This is a genomic window from Microcoleus sp. BROC3 (genome assembly GCF_036702515.1).
GTDB lineage: Bacteria > Cyanobacteriota > Cyanobacteriia > Cyanobacteriales > Microcoleaceae > Microcoleus.
Genome location: NZ_JAUBTQ010000033.1, coordinates 1 through 23,553, shown reverse-complemented (window position 1 = coordinate 23,553; position 23,553 = coordinate 1). Strand labels below are relative to the sequence as shown.

The window sequence follows — 23,553 nt, the reverse complement described above, 5'->3', positions numbered from 1 at the left end:
TTTCTAAATATGGCTAACCCCACCGCGCCCAGCGGCATCAATCAACCCGATCCGTCTTGGCAAACACAATCCAAGCAAATGCCACTGCTGGTTCGCAGGTGCGGCGCTTGGGCTGTGGAAATTTCGTTAATTGCGGCCAGCGCCCTCGTTCCCTTCAGTATCGGGGCATTGGTCAACCAGGAATCTCAAACCGTGCCGCTCAATTCCTCAGTAGCAGCAGCATCCGAAACCGTCGCCCGTACCTTGGGCATACCCGTGCGCGATCGCAGCCCCAGAGTCGCACCCCTAACTAATCTATTCTGGTCAGGGGCGCTGCTGGCACCGGCAGTTTTAGCGGGGTGGCAACTGTTTTTGCTCGCCAGAACCGGTCAAACTCTCCCCAAACGCTGGTTCGGGGTCAAAGTGGTCACAGCGTCGGGTACTCCTCCGGGTTTTGGGCAAGTGCTAATTCGCGAAAGTTTGGGGCGCTGGGGAGTGCCTCTGGGCGTCGCTTACGGCATTTGGCGCTTGAGCGGTGCGTTTCCTGATTTGCTGATTTTAGGGGGGCTCAGCGGCTTGGCAGTGCTCGCAGACGGCGCTTTTGCATGGCGCAACAAACGGCAATCCGGACACGATCGCCTCGCCAATACTTTGGTCGTCAACGCTCGATCGAATCAACTGTCTGACACTCCTGTCCCGACTCAAGATTGGACTGAGGAAGACGCGCAGATTGCGGCATTGGTTGTGACTCCGCAAACCGGGCTGAAAGCAAATGCCAGTTTGTGGAATTGGATGCGCCAACACCCAGGCACAACTTTGGTGATAGTTACCGTCGGCAGCGCGGGATTGATTTTAACTTTGTTTGTCGGCACTCTCATCTACACTCAAAGTCAAGCAAATATGCGGGATTCCCGGCAGCGGAACGACGAATTATTTGTAGCTTTAGTCAGCAAATTGTCTCCCACATCAGCTAGCGGGGCATCGGGCAGGCGATCGGCCATTTTGGCTTTGGGGGCGGTGGAAGACTCCCGCGCCGTACCCCTGCTAGCGGATTTGCTAGCTCAAGAAGACAACCGCGCCATGTTGGACGCGATCCAGCAAGCTTTAGTCAGTAGCGGGCCGAAAGCTTTGCCTGACTTGCAGCGGTTGAATCAAGCCCTCAGCAACGATCTCGATTCCCTGCGCTTTGGCGGCAAGGCCCCGGAACGCGAGTTAGCGGCCGCCCGCCAGCGAACAGTACAAAGGGCGATCGGCAAAATTCTCACAGTGTATAGCAGCCAACTCAACGGCGCGGATCTCAGTCGCACAGATTTAGCTCAAAGTCCTGCAGGCCCGTCTCAGTTTACTTTAGTTTTAAACAAAGTTGACTTGTCGGGAATTAAGTTGAGAAATGCCAATTTAACCAATGCCAGCTTCCAGGGAACTCGCTTTTACGGCACCGGCGAAGACAGGCGTCCGGCTACCTTTGACGATTGGATTTCTGACTTGAGCGGCGCTAATTTGGAAGGAGTAAATTTGACCGGGGCGTCTTTGAACAGTGCTGTAATGAACCGGACTACTTTTGTGCGCGCTGTCATGAACAAAGCTAATTTGTCAAACGGCAATTTGAATGCAGCTAATTTCAGCAGTGCTATTTTAATTGGAGCCAATTTGCAGGAAGCACTGTTAAAAAATGCAAGTTTTACCGGGGCAGATATAGGAAGCGCGAATTTGTCAGGAGCAGATTTGTCAGGCGCGCGTTTGGCAAAAGTGAAGGCTCAAGGCGCTCAGTTGTCCTTGACAAATTTGTCTAAATCGGAATGGCAAGGTGCTGATTTGTCCGGTGCTGATTTGAGCGGCGCAAACTTACAAAATGCCGATTTGAGTTCGACTAAACTCGCCAACGTGAATTTAAAAGATGCTCGGTTGCAAGATGCTAATTTGCGGAATGCGGAGGTGAGTTCGGTTGATTTTAGGGGCGCAAATTTAGCGGGCGTGAATTTTAAAGGCGCTGTGTTTCTGGGGAAAACAGCTCCGGATCAATTTATTCAAAGTCCGACTGGTAGTAAATCGGGTCGATTCCAAGGAGTTGATTTTGCGGAGGCTAAGAATTTAGATAAAAGTCAAATTGCTTACATTTGTTTGCAGGGGGGGATTCATCCGAAGTGCCCGCAGAAGAATTAATGATTGGTTGTTAGCGAGTAGGGTAATACAGTTGAGCAAAGAACTGGTAGGGTAAAATTATGAGCATTAAGCGAATCATTTATCTCATCCTAGCAATTCTGGGGCTTGTGCTGCCTTGGTACTATAACTTGCAGTTTTTTAGCAATGCTGGCTTGCTCGACTTTGTAAACGAGAGTTCGGCTAATCTTGCTGCGAAATCGGTAAGTTTAGATTTGTTTATCGCAACTGTAGCAGGAAGCACTTGGATGTACGTCGAGTCGAAACGATTGGATATAAGTTTTGTATGGCTGTACTTACTTCTGGGTGTGCTTGTTTCGTTTTCATGCGCTTTCCCGCTTTTCTTGTTTGTGCGGGAAACCAAGCTGGAAACATCAAGTGAAGTCTCAAGTTGAAAAGTTGTTTAACCGGTTATTACCGCGCAGCACAATAATTCAGTGCAGGCGATCGAGGTATTGTACAATTTCCGGTAAAATCACTGTTATAGGTTTGTAGTGATGACAGAAGTGCTCAGAATTTTATGAGGATTAAAGTTATCACTACCAATCAACTTAATAGTTCTCGTTCGAGGTTGCCTAATATTAATAGCAATTTCACTCATTTCTTCCTAAAAACTTTTGTGTTGAGTTTCGTTCTACGGGCCCAACCTACTACTGCATTGTTGATTGATAGGACTTACGCGCGGGTGGTCAGAAACCGGGTTTTTCCGAAAGACGCGTTACAGACCGCAGAACAGCGTAAAAAACCAGGTTTCAGCAGGTTTTGATGCGTAAGTCATAATTGAAATTGCTATTACGCAATAGCATCCGAACTGACCAGATTCTCAAATTGCGCCAGTAGCATTCCATCACCATTATTTGCAACTCCAAAAATTTTAGGTAGCTGACCTGTTTCAGCGAGAACTTGTCTCACTTCTCGGTTAGATACATCGGCTAGATTTTTGTTATTTAGAAGCGCATTAATCGCAGCGATACCCACACCTTGACCAACTGCGGCGTTGAATTCAACTATTCTGCCGACAGAACAGGCAAACCCTTCAAATCCTGAACAGGGACTGACTACTGCCAGGTTAGGAACGTTTTTAATTAATGCGTGGCGGATGCCAATATTAAAGATAGGCTGTTTAAAACTCAGACTTTGAAACCATCCTAGACTGTTTGCTTTCTCGCCAATACCCGGGATGCCTCCGCGTACATCAAAATGATAGCTAAATGTTGCCAGTGCCTCATTAACTGGTACGCCACCTAACAGCATTTGTGCGCCAGTTAAAGGTTCTACAACTCCCGTCACATTGCCGGCGTGTCTGATATAAAGTTCTGAGGCATAAGTAACAGAAGTAGCCCCCAAACTCCTCAGCCAAGTTGTAAGAAATAACATCTCCTTTTGCATATTAGCCGTGGGTTTGCTCCCGCTTCTCGCTAAGGCTTCTGCTTCGCTGGCGCTGACTGCAAATAAAATCGCATTCCACGAAAGTCTTTGATTTGGAAGTATTGCTATATTTCCCTCATCTAAAATTACGCCGGTTTCAGGAAAAGATAGTTTTATTCCTCTAAAGGAGTGGTAAGCTACAGACAGAGCCGGCGAGCGAACATCTATGTAATCGTTACCCGCCCACAGAGTTTTGAGATTGCCTCTAGTGTCGATCATTTCCCGCCGAAGTTCTTCTGCTAGTTTGGCATCCTTGCCTGCCGCGTACAGCAAAAAATATTGACTCTCGGAATCGGCAAGGTTTGTGAAGCGTTTGAGATAAATGTAATCGAGTTCTTTCAGTGCTCTTGCACTGAGTCCTTGGGTTTCAAAAACGAGGGTGACTGGAAGTTCTGAATTAGGCAGACCAAATGTTTCAAATCCCTTTAGCTTTCTCACGCCGGCGGCTTGAGCTAATTCGGCATTGACAGTGGCATCAATAAATTGCTTGCCGGCATAAACTATGCCTTTAGATGTGGTTATACTGGCAATTTTCTGACCTTCTTTATTGACTGATTGAATTTCTACTTTGCTGAGGAGATCGACTCCAGCTTGTAACAGCATTTCTTTCAGCGCTGCACTGGCTTTGCGGGGGTCAAGTGCAATTGCGGTGACACCTGATTTTTGCAGGAACTCTTTATAGATTGCCGCCGGTGAACCAAATATATCTAAATTTAAAGATTTTTGAAGTTCTTGACTAATCTGACTTCTATCTAAATAAGCAAGGCCGCCTCTTACCAAATGCCCGCCAATTCCTTCTTGCAAGCTTCCTTTAGACATCAGCAGAACTCGCGGATAACGCTTTGTCCGGCGACGATATTCTCTGGCAGCCGAGATAACAGCTAAAACTCCTGGAACTTCATCACCAAAGCCGATGACATCGTAAGAACGCAGATCCATGACCATTATTTAATAACCTCTGCTGATTGTCATTTTTTTGAGCTGCATCTCAATGTTTCCCGTCAAACTCTCTGTTTTTTCCAAATCTAGCTGCATCTTTCCTGATTTTTGCGATAAATATTCACCTATTCCTGGATGCAGCAACCGGGTTTTTTCCAGAAAAGCTTTCGTTGAGGACGATCGACCTCGGTTGAAAAACCCGGTTTCTAAGCGTCCAGAGTCCGTCAGTCTGGTGCTCTTGATTGCCATCAGCTCAGATTATCAGGATCTATCCCCAACTCTCGCAATCGCTGAGCCAATCGATCGGAACGTTCAGCCAATCGATCGGCGCGCTGCGATTCCTGTTGGGCGCGCTGGGCTGATTCTTTCACCTGTTCTTCAGGAGTCAGATAACGTTTTCCATCGGCATCATACCAATACAACCACTCCCTTGTCACCCCAGAATAACTTCCCCTTTCACAACCAATCCCCAAACCAATTTCAGGCATCCAAACTGGATGTCCTGGCTGTAACTCGTACTTCCCATTGACTAACTTGTGTACTTCCAAATGAGGTTTACGGCGGCGGCGAGAAGAATAAATGACGTAATAAAGTACGCCTAAAGTTTGATAAGTCTCCAATTTTGTGCTGTATTCCTTGCGATAAGTTGGGGAAACAACTTCTAGCACAAAAGTAGGCAGAACATTTTCATCCCACAGCACGTAACTGGGGCGCAATTCTTCGTCGTAAAATCGTTCTACTCCTAAACTTAAGAAAGCATCTGGGACAATGGGCGGTTCGTCAGGGTGATGATAAATACCCATATCTATGCCAAAAAACCAGTCCATGCGTTCTGCCCAAAGTATCAGCAAGATTGCTTTTAACAACCCTGGTATTAGTTCTTGCAGTTCGTTATCCACAGGCTTTTCATCTGAGTCTGGTAGTTCATCGGCTGAGGGCCAGTGCCTCGGAAATTTGTAATCTAACATGGCGGCTTTCCTCAAAACTCACTAAGATTATAGCGTTTACTTGTTTTGCGATAGTTGTCGATCTGGCTACAAACTACTTTATAAATACTAAAAGAATATTTATTTAACCAACCGCGAAGGCGCGTTAGCGAAGCGGCGCGTTCGCGCTATTGTCGCGAAGGAAGAGAAACAATAGAACCAAGAAAATAGGTAATCTCGACTGAGTTAATCTGAATGAATTTTTGTAAAAAATTTGCTGAGACTTACGCGATCGACTAAACTATGTCTAACCAGTCGGTTCTAATGGGGAGCAGCCGTTAGAGGAAACGGGGAAAGTTCGGTGCAAGTCCGGCGCTGTCCCGCAACTGTAATGAAGGTCATGTCGCTTTCTGAGTCAGGATGCCCGCCGATGTGTTAATTTACATAGTCTCATCTGCGAGGTTCAGCGTGAAGGCCAGAAATCGGAAATTGGTCAGCTTGGGATTGATGGCTGGCTTGAGTTGTTATATTGTCTTGGGCTCGGCAACGCCCGCCGCAGCTATGCACATTTCGGAAGGTTTTTTGCCGGTGCAATGGGCTGCGTTTTGGTGGATGGTGGCGCTGCCTTTTTTTGCAGTAGGTTTGCGATCGATTACTCGCATTACAAAAGAACACCCGGAACTTAAACTCTTGCTTGCTTTGGCGGGTGCGTTTACTTTTGTGCTTTCTGCTTTAAAAATTCCCTCGGTAACGGGCAGTTGTTCTCACCCAACGGGTACGGGTTTGGGTGCAATTTTATTCGGCCCTTCGGTGATGGCTGTACTGGGGGCTTTAGTCCTGTTGTTTCAAACGTTACTGTTAGCGCATGGCGGCTTGACAACGCTGGGAGCGAATATGTTTTCGATGGCGATTGTCGGCCCTTTCGCTGCCTATTTTATCTATCAATTGCTGTTGCGAACTGGCAGCCAGCGGGCGGCAATTTTTTGTGCGGCGGCTTTGGCAGATTTGCTGACTTATGTGGTGACTTCGATTCAATTAGCGTTAGCTTTTCCGGCAGCCAGCGGCGGTTTTGTGGCTTCGTTTCTCAAGTTTGCGGGCATCTTTGCTATCACTCAAGTACCGCTGGCTATCAGTGAGGGATTGCTGACTCTATTGGTCTGGAATTGGCTGCATTCTTACGGGAAGCCGGAGTTGGAAACTTTGAAATTATTGAGACAGGAGTCATAAGCCGTGAATCAAAAACCTACAAAAAATAACCAATCTACTTCGCGGCAAAATTGGCTGTTGGCTGGCGCGGTGATGGTTCTGGCAGCGTTTCCTCTCGTTTTTGTGCGAGGTGAATATGGTGGTGCCGATGACCAAGCTAAGAAAGCAATTACTGAAATTCAACCGGGTTATAAACCTTGGTTCAATCACTTGTTTGAGCCGGCTAGCGGAGAAATTTCAAGTCTATTGTTTGCGTCTCAAGCAGCAATGGGGGCTGGCGTAGTTGGGTACGTCATTGGGTTGTATAAAGGCCGATCGCAATCTCGGCAGCAGTCCGATCGTAAATCGTCGGAATGAACCATCAGATTGACAGTCTGGCTTATACAAATCGCTTGCGGGGGTTGCCGCCATCTCACAAGTTATCCTTTGCGATCGCCCTTTTAATTCTGTCTCTAGTTTCTGGGGCGATCGTCCAATTGTCGATCGCCCTTTGGTTGGCCGTCTGGATCGTCGTCTATGCGGGTATTCCGGGGAAACTGTATTTGCGGTTGCTGTCGCTACCGTTGATGTTTTTGCTGACAAGTTTGCCTGCTTTGGCGATGGGTGCGGTTGCGGGCGATCGTATCCCTGCAATTCAGTGGGATATTTGGCAAGGTTGGGGCATTAGCACCGGCACTTTTTATCTGTATGTGAGCCGCACCGGAATATACCAAGTGAGCTGGCTGTTTGCCCGCGCCTTCGCATCGACAAGCTGTATGTATTTCATCCTCTTGACGGTGCCATTTACCGAAATCTTGCAAATTCTCAGACAATTACGCTGTCCAGAGTTAGTCACGGAACTGCTATTACTAATGTATCGGTTTATTTTTAGCTTATTGGCGATCGCCGATGAACTTTGGATTGCTCAAAACTCTCGCTGTGGCTACCGCACTTGGAAGCGGGGAATGCAGAGTTTAAGCATTTTAATCGGGCAATTGCTTCAGCGAACTTTGGAAAACTACCGTCAAGTATCGCTGAGTTTAGCCTCGCGCGGCTTTAATGGAGAACTGCGGGTTTGGAATTCTTACCCTTATAAACCTTCGCGAAGATATACATTTGAAGCTGTGTTTGGCTGTACGGTTTTAACTTTGTTAGGTGTTGTATTTTAATCTAATTAAACTTTGGGGCGGGCGAGAAGCCCACCCCACTCCTGGTTTCAAGAAACAGGACTGTCAAAATTAGAGGTGCACCACATTAGCAATTCTAAATGAATTGTGAGATGGGCTTCTAGCCCGTCCAAGCTAGAAGCCAACCATCCCAAGCTTCATTTTATCAATATGACGTTTATGAACTAAAGTAATGATTTTTATGAATTGACCTTACAAGAAACCTATTGAATAATAGTAATCAATAGCTGTTCTGTAGGGAAATTACATTATGAACAAACGGCAGTTCAAAAAAATACTTTATTTCTTAATGACCTCTTTGACCGTATTTATGGTCACAGTCACTCATGCAGCAGCCCAACAACTACCGTTTTACTGGGATAATATTAACGTCATCATCGACGTTCAGACGAACGGAGATATGTTAGTTACAGAAACCCAAAAATATGTGTTCACAGCCGACTACAATACTGAACGATATCGCTATATTCCTCTAGGTAAGGTAGATGAAATTAAAGATGTCATCGTTCAAGAAAATAATCAAATAATTCCGAGTAGCACGGGGATTGAAAACAATGAACTTTGGATTCGTTGGCAACATCGATTAAAACCGCCAGAATCACATACTTTTGTCATCAAATATCGCGTGGTAGGCGGATTGCAGGTAGATGGTGAGAAGGCTCTAGTTTATTGGAAAGCCATTGCAGCAGGTCGCAAAGCTCCGATTAATACGGGAAAAGTTACGGTGAAATTACCAGAAGCTTTGTCAGGTCAAGTTCTCTCGTTTACGAATTTTGGTACAGCCGCAGTTCCGCGTCAAGTAGATCCTAAAACATTTGAGTTTGTGGCAAGTCAGCCTATTCAACCAGAACAAGAATTAGAAGTACAAATCGCATTTCCTCAGCAAATTTTGAATATACCTCAACCTAGTTGGCAACAAACTGGCAACCAAGCTCAATCTTCTTCGGGAGAACAAGGCTTTTTCCTAGACCCCGGAGCCATTTTTTTTCTAATGTTGTTCGGACTTTTTCCAGCTTTAGGAATTATCACATCCATTGCAAATCGACGCTGCCCTGATTGTAAAAAGTTCAATCTCAAACGAACTTATAAAGTTTTGATTCCTGCAACTACTAGCCGTTCAGGAAAGCAGCAAGTTACCCACCACTGCGGAAGCTGCTCTTACCATAATGAGTACGAAGCAGTAATTCCAGTCATTAGCAATCACAGCGGTGGCGGTGGCGGCGGTGGTGGCGGTGGCGGCGGTGGTGGCGGTGGCGGCGGTGGTGGCGGTGGCGGCGGTGGCGGTGGTGGCGGTGGTTAATATCAACGAGACTTACGCATCACAAGCAAAGAAACCGGGTTTTTACTGAATCTGCGGGTTGTAACGAAGTATTCTGGCAAAAAACCCGGTTTCTGAGCTCCCGCGCGTCCAGGAATATTGTTGATAATTCTCGTATTATCGTTAGTTTAGCGGGCCGAATTTGAATCAGGGCGATCGGACTTCCTGCAAAAGTTATTACAAATATGACTTTTATGAACTAGATCCATGAATTAAATGAATTGACGTGAACAGTAATTTGTGGAAAAATTACTGTATCAAAATAAACAAAAAAATCATGTATCAAAATACTAACCAAAGAAAAAACCCACCGCCCGTTGTTTTTATTATTGCCATCGGCTTAATTGGGCTTGGCGCATACAAGTTCCTTCCCGGTTTATTGAATGCCAAAAATTCAAATACACCTCCATCGACATCGACATCGACATCTACACCGGCACCGGCACAGATCGCATCGGGAGCGATCGGCAATCGTATCAGTTTAGGAAATCAAATATTGCTGACATCCTACACAACCCCCGAAAAACAAGCAGGAGTTCAAGCTTTTGCTGAGGGAAATTACCAAGCTGCCGCCCAAAATTTTCAGGCATCGCTGCAACAAAATCGCAACGACCCGGAAACCATTATCTATTTGAATAATGCCACAGCCAGCAATGGTTCTTCCTTAAAAATTGCTGTCAGCGTCCCCATTGGTAGCAACCCCAATGTCGCCCAAGAAATCCTTCGAGGTGTTGCCCAAGCTCAGGATGAAATCAATACTAGCGGTGGCATAAACGGCGCAAAACTGCAAGTAGAAATTGTCAACGATGACAACAGTCAAGAGGTGGTCAGAGAAGTTGCAAGGACATTGACAAAAGATCCGAGTATATTAGCAGTAATTGGACACAATGCTAGCAACGCATCTCTCGAAGCTGCTCCGATATATCAGCAAGAAAAACTGGTAATGGTGACACCGACGAGCTTTGCCAACAATCTATCAGGATTTGGCAGCTACATCTTTCGGACAGTACCCAATATTAGCTTAATGGCTGCTCCCTTAGCAGAATATATAGTTAAAACAGAACGCCAAACTAATATTGCCGTTTGTTATGACTCGCAAGCACCCGATAACATCTCCTTTAAAGATGAATTTGTGGCTGCTCTTACTGCTGCTGGAGGCAAATTAATTCCCACTGTTTGCGACTTTTCACTCCCTTCTTTTAGTGCCGAAAATGCACTTGCCGATGCTGTCAGCAAAGGTGCACAAGGATTGATGGTAGCGCCCCACGTCGATCGCATTGACCGTGCCATTTCTCTGGCTCGCATCAATCGAGGCAAATTGCCACTCTACGGCAGCACTACGCTCTACACCTTTCAAACTTTAAAAGACGGACAAAGCGACGTTAACGGCTTAGTATTGCCCGTTCCCTGGCATCCTGAAACTAATCCCGGTAGCCGTTTCCCAGAAAATGCCCGCCAGCGTTGGGGAGGCATTGTGAATTGGCGAACAGCAACGAGTTTTGACGCGACTCAAGCTGTGATCGCTGGCTTGCGGCAAAGCAATACGCGGGAAGGATTGCAACAAGCACTCAGAAATCCGAATTTCTCGGCAGCAGGATCGAGCGAGGATGTGAAGTTTTTGCCCACGGGCGATCGGGCTGGTAAGCCGATTTTAGTGCAAGTTAAACAAGGAGGAAGCACTGGCTATAACTTTGTCCCGTTGCGGTAAGTTGGTTAAGTGCGATCGCACTCACATCTGGCACATTCTCAATAAGTCTTTCAGGGGCGGGCAGAATGGCCACCCCACAATAAAATTCCCTCTTTGTGAAACAGGCATCTTGCCTGTTTCTTAGCATAATTAAAATCTACTTTTCTGTTGAATTAGCAAAAATTTTAATAATATAAAATGAAATGAGTAGATTAAAGGAGAGCGTTGTGTATGATCGCGCCAGTTGAAACCAAAACCTACACGGCTGAGGAATATCTAGAATTGGAAATCTCTTCTCAGGAGCGGCATGAATTTATCAATGGGGAGATTGTTCTGATGGCTGGTGGCGCACCGGATCACAATGAAATTACCACTAATTTAGTTGTTGCGCTGAAACTGGCGTTAAAAGGGAAACCATATCGGACTTTTAGTTCGGATCAGCGGCTGTGGATTCCCCAGCTTAATAATTATACTTACCCCGATGTGATGGTGGTTGCGAAATCGATCGAGCTGCAATCTGGACGGACGGATACAATTACTAATCCTGTGTTCATTGCTGAGGTGCTGTCTAAAGGTACCAGAGCTTACGATCGAGATGAAAAGTTTTCTGCTTATCGCACTATCCCTAGTTTTCAGGAGTATTTATTAATCGACCAATATCGGCGACAGGTGGAGCAATACTCTAAAACTGATGCGAATAAGTGGATTTTTTCGGAATATAGCTGTATGGGCGATCGGCTGAGTTTAACATCTGTTGCTGTGGAAATTTCGCTGGCCGATTTGTATGAAAATATTGAGTTTGGTGAATAGGCGGACGGTTTTTTGTCAAATGTTCCAAATAGTGGTAATATTCCCGTATATCGATCGGCTCTGATGGAGAACAGCCATCAGACGTAAGGGGGAAAGTTCGGTGCGAATCCGGCGCTGTCCCGCAACTGTAAGGAGATTCTTGCTTCTCTGAGTCAGAATGCCCGCCGATTTGTTTACCTGTTGTTTTTCATCTGCGAGGTATGGATGATGGTGAGTTTATTATTTTTTTTATTATTGGATTGGGGTTTTTTAACCGCAGATATCTGCCGATAAACACAGATGAACGCTGATGTAAGTCGATTTGTGTTCTGAAGGGTATCTTATTTTAATGGAAATGAAAAGAAATGCGAGTTGAAGATAGTGTTTGGCAGGGTAGTTTTGGCTACTGGCAAAACTTGTTTATTCATCAGAATATTTTGTCGATCGGACATACTGCTTGGAATGGTTTTTTGCATCGAGGACGAGGCTTGGTTGCTTGCAAAATCAATAGTCCCATTAACGGCTCTGTGAATTGGAGCGTAGATACTATAAAGTACGATCTGCAATTTATTTCCGAGTTGGAGGCAACCGCTTATTTGCAACAACTAGAAATAGAGGAGAACACTGTTTCAAATCTGCTCCAAATCATTGCTGGCTACGAACCCAAGGAAGGAATTATATTTTTGTCGATCGCCAACGCTCAGATTGATATCAATTTGTTGCAAAAGTTGGCAATTTCTCCTGTTGAGTGCTATGAACAGGTATGCAAGCGCTGGGAAGAATTTCAACTCTGCCCAAAATCTTAAAACTTACTAAATTTTCCGAATGTCGCAGCCAAAATCAATCGAAATTTCCAAAGTAACTCGCTACCAAAATGCAGCGCTTAATTACTATTTGGGCCTGACAGATTCGCCCTACCTTCACTACGGCTATTGGAAAACCCTACCTGTGCCCGCTGAGGAACTGACGATCGCGCGGCTGCGCGTCGCTCAGCAAGCTTACACAGATAAACTCTTGGATTTTATCCCCAAAGACATCAAAACCGTGCTGGATGTAGGATGCGGGATAGGGGGAAATGCGGCTTATTTGCTCGATCGAGGTTTTGCAGTCGAAGGGCTCGCACCCGATCCGTTCCAACAACAGCGCTTTCTTCAGTGTACGGGCGATCGGGCAATTTTCCACCTCACGAGGTTTGAAGACTTCAAAGCAACCCATTTCTACGATCTTATTCTCTTTAGCGAAAGTAGCCAGTATATGTCGGCTGTTGATATTGCTAAGGGTGCTGCCACTGCCCTCAATCCTGGTGGTTATGTACTGCTTGCCGATATGATGCGCTCTGATGTTAACTATACAGAGGGAATGTTTTCTAACTGTCACGTGGTGAAAGAGCTTCAGATTGCATTGATGCAAGCGGGGTTCAATGTAGTAAAAACTGAGGATATTTCGGCTCATATTTTACCGACGATTGACCTGTATGTCGATACTTTCCGCAGGTTTGGACTGAACACAATGATTTATGTTGCGGATTTGATTGCGATCGCAGTTCCCCCCGTCCATAAATTCCTGCGCTGGATATTTCGTCGCTGGTTCAAGAAGCTGGTGGTTGAAGGATTGGAGGCGGGCCAACTTTTTGAGGAGCATTTGTGTTATGAAATTCAACTTTGGCAGTTGTCTAAATCAGATGAAGGTTGACACGAATACAATGGTAATCGGTCATCGGTAATAGGTAATTGGAGGCAGAGCCTCCGGGTATTTACTCCCAGGCTCTGTCTGGGAATAAGATTATAACAAATAATAAATAATAAATAACAAATAACAAATATGTCTCAATGGATTCTCGAATTCGATCGCATTTCCTACTCCTATCCCTGCGGTTCGCGAGTGGCAATTCAGGGTTTAAATCTCAAAGTACCCGCTGGGAAACGCTGCGGGCTAATCGGTCAAAACGGCTGCGGCAAAACTACATTTTTTCTGTTAGCAAATGGCTTGTATCAACCGCAACAGGGAATCATTAGCTGGCACGGTGAACCCTTGCGCTACGATCGCAAATCTTTGACGCAACTGCGCCAACAAATCGGACTCGTCTTTCAAAATCCCGAACATCAATTAGTAGCTTCGACGGTAGAAGAAGATATCTCCTACGGATTGTACAATTTAGGCTTGAGAGAATCCGAAATTGCTCAACAGGTGCAGCAGGCGATCGAGCAATTCGATCTAAGCGAACTCGCCTGCGAACCAATTCACAATCTCAGTTTGGGGCAGAAAAAGCGGGTGTCGATCGCCGATATCATGGTTCTCAAACCCAAATTGCTGCTGCTAGATGAACCTACCGCCTATCTCGATCCGCGTCACACCCGACAATTGATCGGTTTACTCCAACAAATTCACAGCGCCGGAACCACCATCCTTTTAGCAAGTCACGACCTCGATTTCATCTACCGCTGGGCTGATTGGGTGTTTGTAATGGATCGGGGAAAACTGATTTTAGAAGGAACACCGGAAACAGTTTTTGCTCAGCGGGAGGTTTTGGAACAATTGCAGCTTGGCGTACCGCTGGCGATCGAGCTAATCGAGCAAATAAGGGCGATCGTTGAGAAAGATGATAACTCAAAAGTAAAGGCTTTTGAGCTTTGGCAACAACAGATTCTACAAGCACGTCGGCTGCTTTAAAGGGACTTAGACAATTTATATTGTTGTACCGCGTCACCTACGCAGACTCTAAATGAACAACCGGAATCTGTTCCATTCGTTCTGCCGTTTTTGCACCAGTTGCAACCGCATGAACTCCATGCAGAATATTGGCTGAGTAATAACGATTGCCACAATTATCACACACCCCAATCGTCACATCTTCAAGAATCACAAAACCATCTCGATGCTTGAATGCTTCACGCTTGACTGTGCGTGGCTGAACCGTCCCCTCACAATACTCACATTGATATCCATACATAGGATTAGCCCTCAAATTCAGTAACTTCGTAGACCGTAATCACCAGATAAATTCCGCTGCTGGCGAAACGCCCAACCACTCCAACTGGCGTTTGCCTATCCATCGCTACCCCTTCTATTGTATATCGTGTGCCTCTGGGATCGTCTTTTTCTATTCGACTCACTCGACCGCTCAGAACGGCTGCTTCTATGTCCTCAATCGTCAGCAAATCTTCCGCCATTTCTTCCATCGCGTGGGCTGACATATCATATTGGCGAAGTCGAAACCTCTCTCGGATTCGGTCAAGATCACTCCGGGACACAGGCTATCTCAAATCACGTCTAGCCAATCATAGCAAGACTTAGACATGAATCTGTTTTGCTTAAAAACTGAAATTTTGTAAAGATTTGTAAGTCGGTAAATTGTTGAGCTAGGGGAAAGAGCGATCGCGCTTGCAACCTTCATTTCCTATTATTTGGTGAGGAGATGAAGGAGGCGGCTCATTGGTTAACTGCCTGGTTCTTTTGACTACCTGAATCCTTCCATCTTGATATCCAAACTAGGAAAAGAGCGATCGCGCTACGAATAGGTTGGCAATTTGCGGCAGTGTAGTCTCCTTTATTTGATTTAACTAATGAATAACCTGAGAGCGATCGTCCTACTTAAGAATTCAAAATATCTCGATTTCTATGGATCAATCCCCAAAATTCTTCTTTGGTATTTCGATCTTCAAATCTGATAGCACCAGCCCTCACAAGTATTTTTCGTAGCTCGTCATCATCAAAACCACCTAATCTGTGCTTGATTGCTTTAAAGCTACGTCTTTCCCATTTCTCATGCTCCAAAAGTTGTCTGGCCACTTGTTCTGCCATAAATTCAGTTCGCATCTGGGCAAACTCAAACTTTATTCTTCGTTCTTGAAGAAGAAAAGACGCCAAAGTAGTAACAATTGCTGTTCCAAAAGCTGTGAGGATAGATGTTATCACAGTTGTAAGCATAACTTCTAATCCTCAGATAACTTTTTTGGGTCAAAATTTACGTCTCCTATCATCGCTTCTGCGTCGGCGAAAGCTGCCACTAATTTTTCCGGTGAGCTACTACCAGTGTGAAATCTCATTGATTCAGCTCTTAAGTGTCTTTGAGCTTGACGAAACCCATTACCTTTTCGTTTAACATCTGTTGTGTTAATCAAAGCTAATGAAATTGCGCTGATTGCAGAAAGCACTTTTGTTCGATGAGTTCCGAGTTCTTCAACAAAGGTGGCAACAAGTAAAGATGAGACGATTGAAGTAACTCCCAAAAATAGATAAATGGAATGTAATATATAGGCATACTGATGCCATTTTTTGATTTGCGCCTCAATTTCTTCGGGGATTTCTTGCATCTGGAAATTCAACTATTAATTAAATGGGTAAATTGTTGAATTAGGAGAAAGAGCGATCGCACTCTTCACCTTCATTTCCCATTATTTAGTGAGGAGATGAACGAGTGACGAGGTGCGATCGGCATCCTAATAGCTAGCAGTTTGACTTAGTGCGGGCGATCTCACTTGCAGCCTTCATTACTTGCTAAGACTTAAGGAACTGATTTAGCAAGCTGCAAGTATTCCCAAATATATTCACCATAGTATTTATCACTGTCATCTCGATGTCCCTGCTTGAATTTACGTGAAAACTCCACGCTGCCGCGATTGTAAGCAATAGCGACATATACTTTTTCCTCATCTGTTAAAGCGGTTTTTCCCGAGCCATAGGCACGTTTAATGGCTGCTTTGAGTTCGTTAGTACACTTACTTAAACACTCATCGAAGCTATACCATCTCTTCTGAAGAAAATAGTCAGGGTCTTCTTTAAAAAACTGTAAGTCAAGCTGAAAGATACCAAAGCCATGACAAAACTTATCAGAAGAATTATCTGCAACTTTTTTATACTCTTCGACATGAGTTCCTAGAGTTTCTAAAGCTTCGCGGGCAATTCTAAACATTTCCCGACCTTTATCTACACTCAACAAAGCTGCTTTGTTCTTTGGAAATGCAGAGCGTTTAGGGGTATCTAGAGTGTCACCAACGCAGAGTTTCAAAACATCATCGACCGATAATTTCGTGTAAAGTTTTCCCCAAATATAGTAAGTTTCTTGCAATGCGATCGCAGTCAGCAGATCAAGACTGAAAGGAGTACCTGCGATCTCGGCTTCAATCTTACTTCTAAACTGCTCTTTAAACCAGCCGATTGCTTGAATCGTGTTAGGTGCAGGCTCTAAAAATCGACTCGCTACAAATCCTTCTAAAGTCCGTCCATCTTTAACCGTTAAAATTTGCCACCAAGAGCCATCTCCGGCAACACTTATCTTGGAAATCACATGACCTTCAGGTATTGATGTAATTTTATTACTTTGCTCAATCTGAGGGGATGAACGCACATTGAGTTCGGTCGCCTTAACGATATATAGGTCTGTCATTTTCAACTCCTAAAATATTGTTTATAGATTGTTTCTCAAGACACCGTACACACCATTTACTTCTCTCAAAAAACCATTTTTCTCCAATGGATATGAAGTAATTGATACGGATTGATTCACATTCCCGCCAAGAGTTCGCACTTTTGAATCCCTAACTTCGACAACAATATCGCAGTGACTCTTAAAGCCTCCCCTTGGCAAAGAAGCCATTGAAGTGATATGAACCCCATCTCGTGTACGGCAAACTAGATCGCCGAGTTGAGGTTTATGTTCGTTTACTTCAAATCCCCAAAAAGGTGCTGTCGTGACATTTGCCTTGCGTTTATCTACCGCATCATAAACATACGTTGAGTGGGCAGGCGCAAATTTAAAATCACGATAACCAGCAGCACGAGTGACAAAGGAAATAAATGCTGCTGACCAAGGTTGATCTCGGTCTCGACCGTCGAGATTTAAGTCAATTTTTGACCAATATTCCCCAACATATTTATAGTGAGGATCTTCATACTCTAATTTATTTCCTCGGTCAAATCGAAGCCATTCCTTAACAGCCGCACTGATTAATGCTTCTTTAGCTGCACTGACAGGTTGCCGTAAGAAAGCAGCACTCGCGAAACCTTGAAGTGTTGAACCATCGACAACAGTTGTAACTTCCCAAAACCGATCGGTCGGATTCCCTTGGATAACTTCTACCTCTTGAGCTAGCACTAAAGCAGTGATAATATTTCCTTGTTCGATCTCTGGCGATCGACGTAAATTTAGACTATCCGTTTTAACTTTCATGACTACCATGCTATTTCCTCCTCAGTCTGATTTTGATTGCAATAAAGTTGAGGCTCTTCTAAACTATACTCTCGCAACAATGGTCAAAACGCTTCTGTAACGATTCGACGGATAATTTCTGTCACAGCCAATGCAATGCTGGAGTCTACTCGAATTGCTTCGGCATTGGTACTCGTCTTAGCAGCACGCAATGTTAAAGCAAAAGACCTGAGTTTTGGATCGCTAGATGGATCGTGTCGATCGATGAATTGGACAAACGCAGTGTAGATCAAAGCGCTATCGCCGAAACCCAGTTTAGAGATGACTATAGGTGAGTCAATAACATTTTCTAGTCCAAGGATTGAAATTGCTGTATCTACGTATCGGGCAGTATCCGTTCCCATAGCAATGATGGCTAGATTCAACCCCTGTTGACTAATGTTCGGCAGTTGCTGAGAAGAAGATAAAAACAAATGCCAACCAACCAAAGAAATAAATCGCGTTAAATCATACACCGAGATAGAGTTGCCGCCAATTGCCGCTTGTTTAGATAATAAAAGAGTCGTACCTGTGGATTGATCGCGCAATTCTGGAACTCGAATCGTTGGCTCTATACCGTACTTGCCTCCAAATTTAATCGGCTTAGAATTGCCTGTTTGTTCCTTGATCCAGGCTTCACGATTATCCTCAAATGAGTTTAATGTGGCTGATAAGGCATTGGAATGAGGAACACTTATGCGATAAGAACAGATATCAATGAGAGCGCTGGGCAATTCAAACTTATTCGCATTACTCCCTTGATTTTTTAAAAGCACGTTATTTGGATTCGCTGGAATGCTATTTCCAAGTTGACAAAGTACGTTCAAAATCGGAATTATCTTTGTGGCACTCAAGCATTCAACTGGAGCGATAGCCTTTCTCCCTAGCCAACTTGAGGTTAAGTTTCCACTTTCAAAGTTACCTAAACAAATACAAGCCTCTGTAATATCGGGGTCTAGGAATGACAGTTTAGTTGTATCAATGACTGGAACTTGGCCTCTGTTTGGGTAAGAACTAAAACTTAAAGATGGAGGCGAACTTGTCTTGAAGCTTGCTGCTTTAGTCTCCTCAAAAAGTTGAGGATATCGATAACCGTAATGTTTGAAGGGAGATTGAGCAGCACCCATATCCAGAAAACCAAGTTTTGCATCATTAGCACCGACAAGTCTCTGAAATTCGGAAATGAGAAAATTTATTGCTGTTGATGCCGCTGTTAAAACCGAAGGAATTTGTTTAGTATCTCGTATTTTCTGAGCAATGGCAGAGTCCAAATGAAAAGGCACAGAAATTGTTATTCTTAATTCACTACAGAACTTTTTAAGAGCTTCTTGGCTGCCCGATCCAAAATCTCCATCAATTAGTTTGCCACCTGGATATAGACCTAAAGCGCGCAATCGTTTCTGAATTTCGATGCTCAAAACTTTGTTCTGTTTAAGATTATCCATACTTAGGCTAGCAGTTCCATTTGCAATTTTTTCCAATTCTACTTTTCCATTGATATCTAAAATTGAGTCATCGATTTCACCTAGTGTCATCGGACCCACAACACCATCAATGAGCAGCCAAGGGCGTTGAGTTTGAAAACTTTTGACCGCAGATTCTGTTGCTGTATCAAAACTACCTGATGGTGCTGAACTGAAAAAGCCTAACTTTCCAAGTTTTTCTTGCAGGCTGCGAACTTCAGAACCAGACGAGCCGACAGAAAGAAGAGCCATATGCTTAATTTCCAAAAATATTAACTAAGAAAAGATTTACGGTTTGCTTTCCAGACGTTGAACAGGGTTAATTAAATAGATTCGAGCTGGGTCTTGCAAATTTCTATTGCCGGGGAGGCGGAATAATATCAATATGTGCATGATTATCATGACCGGGTGCATTTACACAAAGACCCTCTGCAATCAGTGTGAAATCGTTGAATAAAATCTGTTTTATTGCATACTTGCTCTGATTTCGGATTGCTTTGAGCATTGCTCGCATTGCATTTCGATCGAATTGAGAATCACTAAATACAATTCCCCCCGACTTACCATCTTTACGAGGTAAGCGGATATCGCAAGACAGCCCAGTTTGATGAGTTATATGAGCAGATGTGATACCTCCTCTTGATTTGCTGAGGTCATTCGTTTGAATCAATGCAGCGCTGGGATGGCTCGAAAGATAAGTATTTAGGTAAAGTTGGGCAGCAGTTTGAATCATTTCAATCATCCAGCTTGTGCCAAAATCGTGATTATCTCCTTGCCGATTGTCATGATTGATAAAGCCTTCAGCAGGAGAACCTTTTGGCATTTCTAACCATTGAGGTGCATTTGCTGCTTGTAGAAATTTAAGCGTAGGACCATCTAAATCAATCCTGCCATCTCCAACAATAATGGTCTGGCCCTTGATAATTGATTGAAAAAGTTTAATGATGTCAATTGTTTCAGGGTTTACGAGCGAGTCTCGCGTTACTGGAAAACCTAAATCAGCTAATCCATTTTTTACAGCAAGAACATCGTGAGGTTGGTTTTTCCCGTCTTTTCCTACACTACCATTTAGATTCAAACTTACTGAAAGTGATGGCATATATTTTCACTCCTACCTTGAATAAAGTTGTAGTACAATACTCTTTCCGATCGGCCGCTCCCGCACATTTGCGGTTTAACTCCGAACAGTCTGAACTGCTTTTGCTCTGCCTTAACTCAAAGAATAACCCCCCCCCGATCGCCCTGCCGGTGAGAAAAAGTGACTAGCTTTTGTAAACTTACGTAAATTCCTCAATCGATTTGAGATTTGAGATTTGAGATTGTGCAATTAACCTCATCCCCAATCCGGGTTAAATATCCCCCTTATTGCTCAGTCTCGGAAGGGGGAACAAAAGCTTGTTTAGTATCGGTTTTAACCGCCAAGTATAAAAGGGATTACCTTGCGGTTAATTCAGTCAATTTGTTTTCTTTCCTGAACAGCAACTCGCACTCATGAAACATCAGTAAATTTACTGAATAGGTCAAATTGGCAAGCTATGACAGCACAAGAGGCGATCGCCCTAATCGACCATCTGTTACACGCGAACAACCAGCAAAAACTCACGGACTTTCAATCCTTCGTCTTTCTGGGAACTTGGGAAGGACATTCTTATCAAGAAATAGCCGATCGCTTAGCCGATCGCTTACTTTATTACGAACACGATTATATTAAACACGTCGGTTCGCTTTTGTGGCGAACTCTCTCTCAAATTCTTGGTGAAAAAGTCTCAAAGCACAATCTTCAAGCAGTCTTGCGCCGCTACCAGCATGGCCGCGCATCAGATAACTGCATCCAAGATTGGGGAGAAGCGATCGATGTTTCCCAATTTTACAACCGGCAACAGGAACTCGAAACATTAGAAACTTGGATTAGCGGCAATTCTACTCGTCTGATCGGTATTTTTGGACTTGGCGGTATCGGCAAAACTTCTCTGTCTGTCAAACTCGCTCAGCAAATTCAATCTCTGTTTGAATTCGCGATTTGGCGGAGTTTGCAGCAAGCACCGCGATTAGATGTTATCCTCAGCAATATTTTACCGATTTTAACTAATTCATCAGCCACAAACAATAACTCTATTGATGCTCTCATGGAACTGTTGCGACAAAAACGCTGTTTGTTAATTTTTGACAATCTGGAGTCGATTTTGCAAGGGGGAAATCGCAGCGGACAATATCAACAAGGCTATGAAGATTACCGACAGTTATTGGCGCGCATTGCTGACGAACCGCACCAAAGTTGTCTGATTTTAACCGGACGAGAACAACCGGGCGGGTTTGCTGTGCGATCGGGCGAAATTTTACCCGTGCGATCGCTCAAACTCTTCGGAGTTTCACCGCCAGTATGCCAGCAAATCCTCGCGGCCAAAGGATTAAAGGCAACGCTATTGCAGTGTCAAGTTCTTGTCAACTATTTTGGCGGAAATCCCCTCGCCCTCAAACTTGCTGCAACGACGATTAAAACACTTTTTGGCGGTGATATTCACGCATTTTTAGTGCAAGGAAATACTGTTTTTAGCGATTTGTGGGATTTGCTCGATCGCCAGTTCGATCGCTTGTCTCCACTACAACAACAAATTATGTACTGGATCGCCATTAATCAAGAAGGAGCGACCCCTGCGAAGTTAAAAGCGGAAATTTTGTCCAAAGTTTCTGGAAGGCAACTGATGGAAGCATTGGAGGCGCTGGCTGAACGATCGCTCATCGAACATCGGCGATCGCCAGACAATACCGCATCGACAAGTTTAACGCTACAGCCTGCGATCGTCGAGTATGTCAGAGAACGCTTGCTCCAAACTGCTGAGCAAGAAATGATCGCAAACAAACTTAACTTATTGAAAACTCATGTTTTAATTGAATCCCAAACCCAAGACTAGATCGGCAACTCATAAATTCAACTGATTTTGTATCCTTTAATTGAACGTCTATTAACCCATTTTGAAACTGCAATTCAACTCAATCAAACAGCACCTCGGGAATATTTTAGCTTGGTTGCGCGATCGAACAGCAAATTAGACAGATTATGCTGCGGTTAATCTGCTGAATTTATCGAAAATTTTGGGTTGAAAACCCCGTCGTTCCACGACGGTTTGACAAATTTCACCAATTGAATTACCATAGTAATGTTGGTTTGCCAAGCCATATGTTAAAAGCCTACAAGTACAGAATCTATCCGACTGGCAAGCAAGCAATATTGCTGGCTAAGTCGTTTGGGTGCGTGCGCTGGTTTTACAACTATGCACTGAACCTCACCAGCGAAACTTACCATTCGACAGGTAAGGGATTGAGTCGTAATGACATCATTAATTTGTTACCTTTCCTAAAAAAAGAATATGAATGGTTAACAGAGCCACCGTCCCAATGTTTGCAGCAAGCAGCATTAGATATATCCAGTGCTTTCTTAAACTTCTTTGAAAAACGGGCCCGGTACCCTTCTTTCAAGAAGAAAGGTCAAAAGCAATCGCTCCGTTTTCCTCAAGGGATTAAACTAGATGGGGATTACTTAATTCTTCCCAAGTTAGGAAAGGTTTACTGCAAGGTATCTCGAATGCCTGTCGGGAAACTCAAATCCGTCACGGTATCATGTACCCCCACAGGCGAATACTATGCCGCTTGCCTCTATGATGACGGTAAAGATAAACCTGTTGGCTCGTCACAAGGCAAAGCGATTGGTGTAGATCTGGGCATCACTCACTACGCTATTACCTCAGATGGAACCAAGCATGGGAATCCAAAATATTACCGTAAATATGAGTTGAGGTTAGCCAAAAGACAGAAATCGCTCAGTCGCAAACAAAAAGGGTCTAACAACCGTCACAAGGCACGAATTAAAGTTGCCAAGGTTCACGCCAAGATCGCGAGATGTCGGGAAGATTTTCTCCACAAACTAAGTCGTAAATTAGTTGACGAAAACCAAGTCATAGTTGTGGAAAATTTGGCAGTGAAAAACATGGTGAGAAATCCCAAGTTAGCCAAATCAATTAGTGATGCAGGCTGGGGGCAATTTTGCACCATGTTAAAGTACAAATCCGAATGGTCGGGGAAAACATATATTGAAGTAGATAGGTTCTTTCCCAGTTCCAAGATTTGTAACCACTGTTTGCATCAAGTGGAAAGTTTGAGTTTAGATATTCGTAGCTGGAAATGTGCTAAATGTCACACTGTACGGGACAGAGACATTAACGCTGCCATGAAGTGCGATTCGTTCAGTCGAAACCGCGAAATCGGGGGATGACTGGCTTCTACAGGGTAATCCATGAGGATTGAGTT

At 44.2% G+C, this 23,553-nt stretch carries 24 protein-coding genes and 2 riboswitches; of the genes, 13 read left to right on the top strand and 11 right to left on the bottom strand.

All coding sequences use genetic code 11. The features are described from left to right. Positions 1 to 9 precede the first annotated feature (9 nt). Together QUB30_RS20755 and QUB30_RS20750 are read left to right on the top strand one after the other, a co-directional pair. Complete coding sequence (locus QUB30_RS20755) at positions 10 to 2,142, top strand: pentapeptide repeat-containing protein (protein ID WP_333336995.1); 2,133 nt, start codon at positions 10 to 12, stop codon at positions 2,140 to 2,142. Between the two features lie 59 nt (positions 2,143 to 2,201). After that, positions 2,202 to 2,534, top strand: a complete 333-nt coding sequence (locus QUB30_RS20750; protein WP_333336993.1) for a DUF2834 domain-containing protein — start codon at positions 2,202 to 2,204, stop codon at positions 2,532 to 2,534. A gap of 397 nt (positions 2,535 to 2,931) precedes the next feature. Here QUB30_RS20750 and QUB30_RS20745 read toward each other — a convergent pair whose 3' ends face one another. The 3 genes from QUB30_RS20745 to QUB30_RS20735 are packed head-to-tail and all read right to left on the bottom strand — an operon-like array spanning position 2,932 to position 5,474. Next, positions 2,932 to 4,506 carry an FAD-dependent oxidoreductase gene (locus QUB30_RS20745; RefSeq protein WP_333336991.1) on the bottom strand — a complete coding sequence of 525 codons (1,575 nt, stop codon included), beginning with the start codon at positions 4,504 to 4,506 and terminating at the stop codon, positions 2,932 to 2,934. 9 nt (positions 4,507 to 4,515) lie between these two features. Beyond that, a complete protein-coding gene (locus QUB30_RS20740; protein WP_333336989.1) occupies positions 4,516 to 4,755 on the bottom strand; it encodes a hypothetical protein in 240 nt (79 codons plus the stop codon). Further along, entirely contained in the window at positions 4,755 to 5,474 is a 720-nt protein-coding gene (locus tag QUB30_RS20735; RefSeq protein WP_333336987.1) for a Uma2 family endonuclease, read from the bottom strand. The genes QUB30_RS20740 and QUB30_RS20735 overlap by 1 nt, the downstream gene beginning before the upstream one ends. Before the next feature lie 257 nt (positions 5,475 to 5,731). Beyond that, positions 5,732 to 5,878, top strand: a riboswitch (cobalamin riboswitch). Positions 5,879 to 5,939: 61 nt separating this feature from the next. Between QUB30_RS20735 and QUB30_RS20730 the strand changes: the two genes are divergently transcribed. The 9 genes from QUB30_RS20730 to QUB30_RS20690 all read left to right on the top strand — a co-directional run bounded on the left by QUB30_RS20730 (position 5,940) and on the right by QUB30_RS20690 (position 14,268). Next, positions 5,940 to 6,659 carry an energy-coupling factor ABC transporter permease gene (locus tag QUB30_RS20730; protein ID WP_333337084.1) on the top strand — a complete coding sequence of 240 codons (720 nt, stop codon included), beginning with the start codon at positions 5,940 to 5,942 and terminating at the stop codon, positions 6,657 to 6,659. Positions 6,660 to 6,662: 3 nt separating this feature from the next. After that, positions 6,663 to 6,995: an energy-coupling factor ABC transporter substrate-binding protein gene (locus QUB30_RS20725; protein WP_333336985.1), complete on the top strand. Its 333-nt coding sequence runs from the start codon at positions 6,663 to 6,665 to the stop codon at positions 6,993 to 6,995. Then, positions 6,992 to 7,786 (top strand): cobalt ECF transporter T component CbiQ, encoded by a 795-nt coding sequence (gene cbiQ / locus QUB30_RS20720; protein WP_333336984.1) that lies wholly within the window; start codon positions 6,992 to 6,994, stop codon positions 7,784 to 7,786. Before QUB30_RS20725 ends, cbiQ begins: the two co-directional genes overlap by 4 nt. Before the next feature lie 268 nt (positions 7,787 to 8,054). After that, the gene (locus tag QUB30_RS20715) at positions 8,055 to 9,104 is read left to right on the top strand and encodes a DUF2207 domain-containing protein (protein ID WP_333336982.1); all 1,050 of its coding nucleotides are present in this window, start codon (positions 8,055 to 8,057) and stop codon (positions 9,102 to 9,104) included. Positions 9,105 to 9,399: 295 nt separating this feature from the next. Then, positions 9,400 to 10,830 (top strand): ABC transporter substrate-binding protein, encoded by a 1,431-nt coding sequence (locus QUB30_RS20710; protein WP_333336980.1) that lies wholly within the window; start codon positions 9,400 to 9,402, stop codon positions 10,828 to 10,830. 210 nt (positions 10,831 to 11,040) lie between these two features. Further along, on the top strand, positions 11,041 to 11,619 hold the full coding sequence (locus tag QUB30_RS20705) for a Uma2 family endonuclease (RefSeq protein WP_333336978.1): 579 nt from the start codon (positions 11,041 to 11,043) through the stop codon (positions 11,617 to 11,619). A gap of 38 nt (positions 11,620 to 11,657) precedes the next feature. Continuing rightward, positions 11,658 to 11,802, top strand: a riboswitch (cobalamin riboswitch). Positions 11,803 to 11,963: 161 nt separating this feature from the next. Beyond that, positions 11,964 to 12,404 (top strand): hypothetical protein, encoded by a 441-nt coding sequence (locus tag QUB30_RS20700; protein ID WP_333336977.1) that lies wholly within the window; start codon positions 11,964 to 11,966, stop codon positions 12,402 to 12,404. 19 nt (positions 12,405 to 12,423) lie between these two features. After that, positions 12,424 to 13,290, top strand: coding sequence for a methyltransferase domain-containing protein (locus QUB30_RS20695; protein ID WP_333336975.1), 867 nt, complete (start codon positions 12,424 to 12,426; stop codon positions 13,288 to 13,290). A gap of 129 nt (positions 13,291 to 13,419) precedes the next feature. After that, on the top strand, positions 13,420 to 14,268 hold the full coding sequence (locus tag QUB30_RS20690) for an ABC transporter ATP-binding protein (protein WP_333336973.1): 849 nt from the start codon (positions 13,420 to 13,422) through the stop codon (positions 14,266 to 14,268). Between the two features lie 37 nt (positions 14,269 to 14,305). Here the strand turns inward: QUB30_RS20690 and QUB30_RS20685 are convergent, their stop codons facing one another. The 8 genes from QUB30_RS20685 to QUB30_RS20650 form a co-directional block, all read right to left on the bottom strand. Next, positions 14,306 to 14,548: a YgiT-type zinc finger protein gene (locus QUB30_RS20685; protein WP_333336971.1), complete on the bottom strand. Its 243-nt coding sequence runs from the start codon at positions 14,546 to 14,548 to the stop codon at positions 14,306 to 14,308. Positions 14,549 to 14,552: 4 nt separating this feature from the next. Beyond that, positions 14,553 to 14,792 carry a DUF4258 domain-containing protein gene (locus QUB30_RS20680; RefSeq protein WP_333336970.1) on the bottom strand — a complete coding sequence of 80 codons (240 nt, stop codon included), beginning with the start codon at positions 14,790 to 14,792 and terminating at the stop codon, positions 14,553 to 14,555. A gap of 397 nt (positions 14,793 to 15,189) precedes the next feature. Further along, positions 15,190 to 15,525 (bottom strand): hypothetical protein, encoded by a 336-nt coding sequence (locus QUB30_RS20675; protein ID WP_333336968.1) that lies wholly within the window; start codon positions 15,523 to 15,525, stop codon positions 15,190 to 15,192. A gap of 5 nt (positions 15,526 to 15,530) precedes the next feature. Next, entirely contained in the window at positions 15,531 to 15,911 is a 381-nt protein-coding gene (locus QUB30_RS20670; RefSeq protein WP_333336965.1) for a hypothetical protein, read from the bottom strand. 191 nt (positions 15,912 to 16,102) lie between these two features. Continuing rightward, on the bottom strand, positions 16,103 to 16,984 hold the full coding sequence (locus QUB30_RS20665) for an SH3 domain-containing protein (protein WP_333336963.1): 882 nt from the start codon (positions 16,982 to 16,984) through the stop codon (positions 16,103 to 16,105). Positions 16,985 to 17,005: 21 nt separating this feature from the next. Further along, positions 17,006 to 17,776 carry a DUF2272 domain-containing protein gene (locus QUB30_RS20660; RefSeq protein ID WP_333336962.1) on the bottom strand — a complete coding sequence of 257 codons (771 nt, stop codon included), beginning with the start codon at positions 17,774 to 17,776 and terminating at the stop codon, positions 17,006 to 17,008. Between the two features lie 74 nt (positions 17,777 to 17,850). Continuing rightward, positions 17,851 to 19,500, bottom strand: a complete 1,650-nt coding sequence (locus tag QUB30_RS20655) for a peptidoglycan-binding domain-containing protein (RefSeq protein WP_333336960.1) — start codon at positions 19,498 to 19,500, stop codon at positions 17,851 to 17,853. A 103-nt stretch (positions 19,501 to 19,603) separates the two neighbouring features. Continuing rightward, entirely contained in the window at positions 19,604 to 20,347 is a 744-nt protein-coding gene (locus QUB30_RS20650; protein WP_333336958.1) for a hypothetical protein, read from the bottom strand. 436 nt (positions 20,348 to 20,783) lie between these two features. Here QUB30_RS20650 and QUB30_RS20645 point away from each other — a divergent pair, with 436 nt between their 5' ends. Both QUB30_RS20645 and QUB30_RS20640 read left to right on the top strand, forming a co-directional pair. After that, entirely contained in the window at positions 20,784 to 22,160 is a 1,377-nt protein-coding gene (locus QUB30_RS20645) for an NB-ARC domain-containing protein (protein ID WP_333336956.1), read from the top strand. Positions 22,161 to 22,426: 266 nt separating this feature from the next. After that, positions 22,427 to 23,518 (top strand): RNA-guided endonuclease TnpB family protein, encoded by a 1,092-nt coding sequence (locus tag QUB30_RS20640; protein ID WP_333336954.1) that lies wholly within the window; start codon positions 22,427 to 22,429, stop codon positions 23,516 to 23,518. Positions 23,519 to 23,553 lie beyond the last annotated feature (35 nt).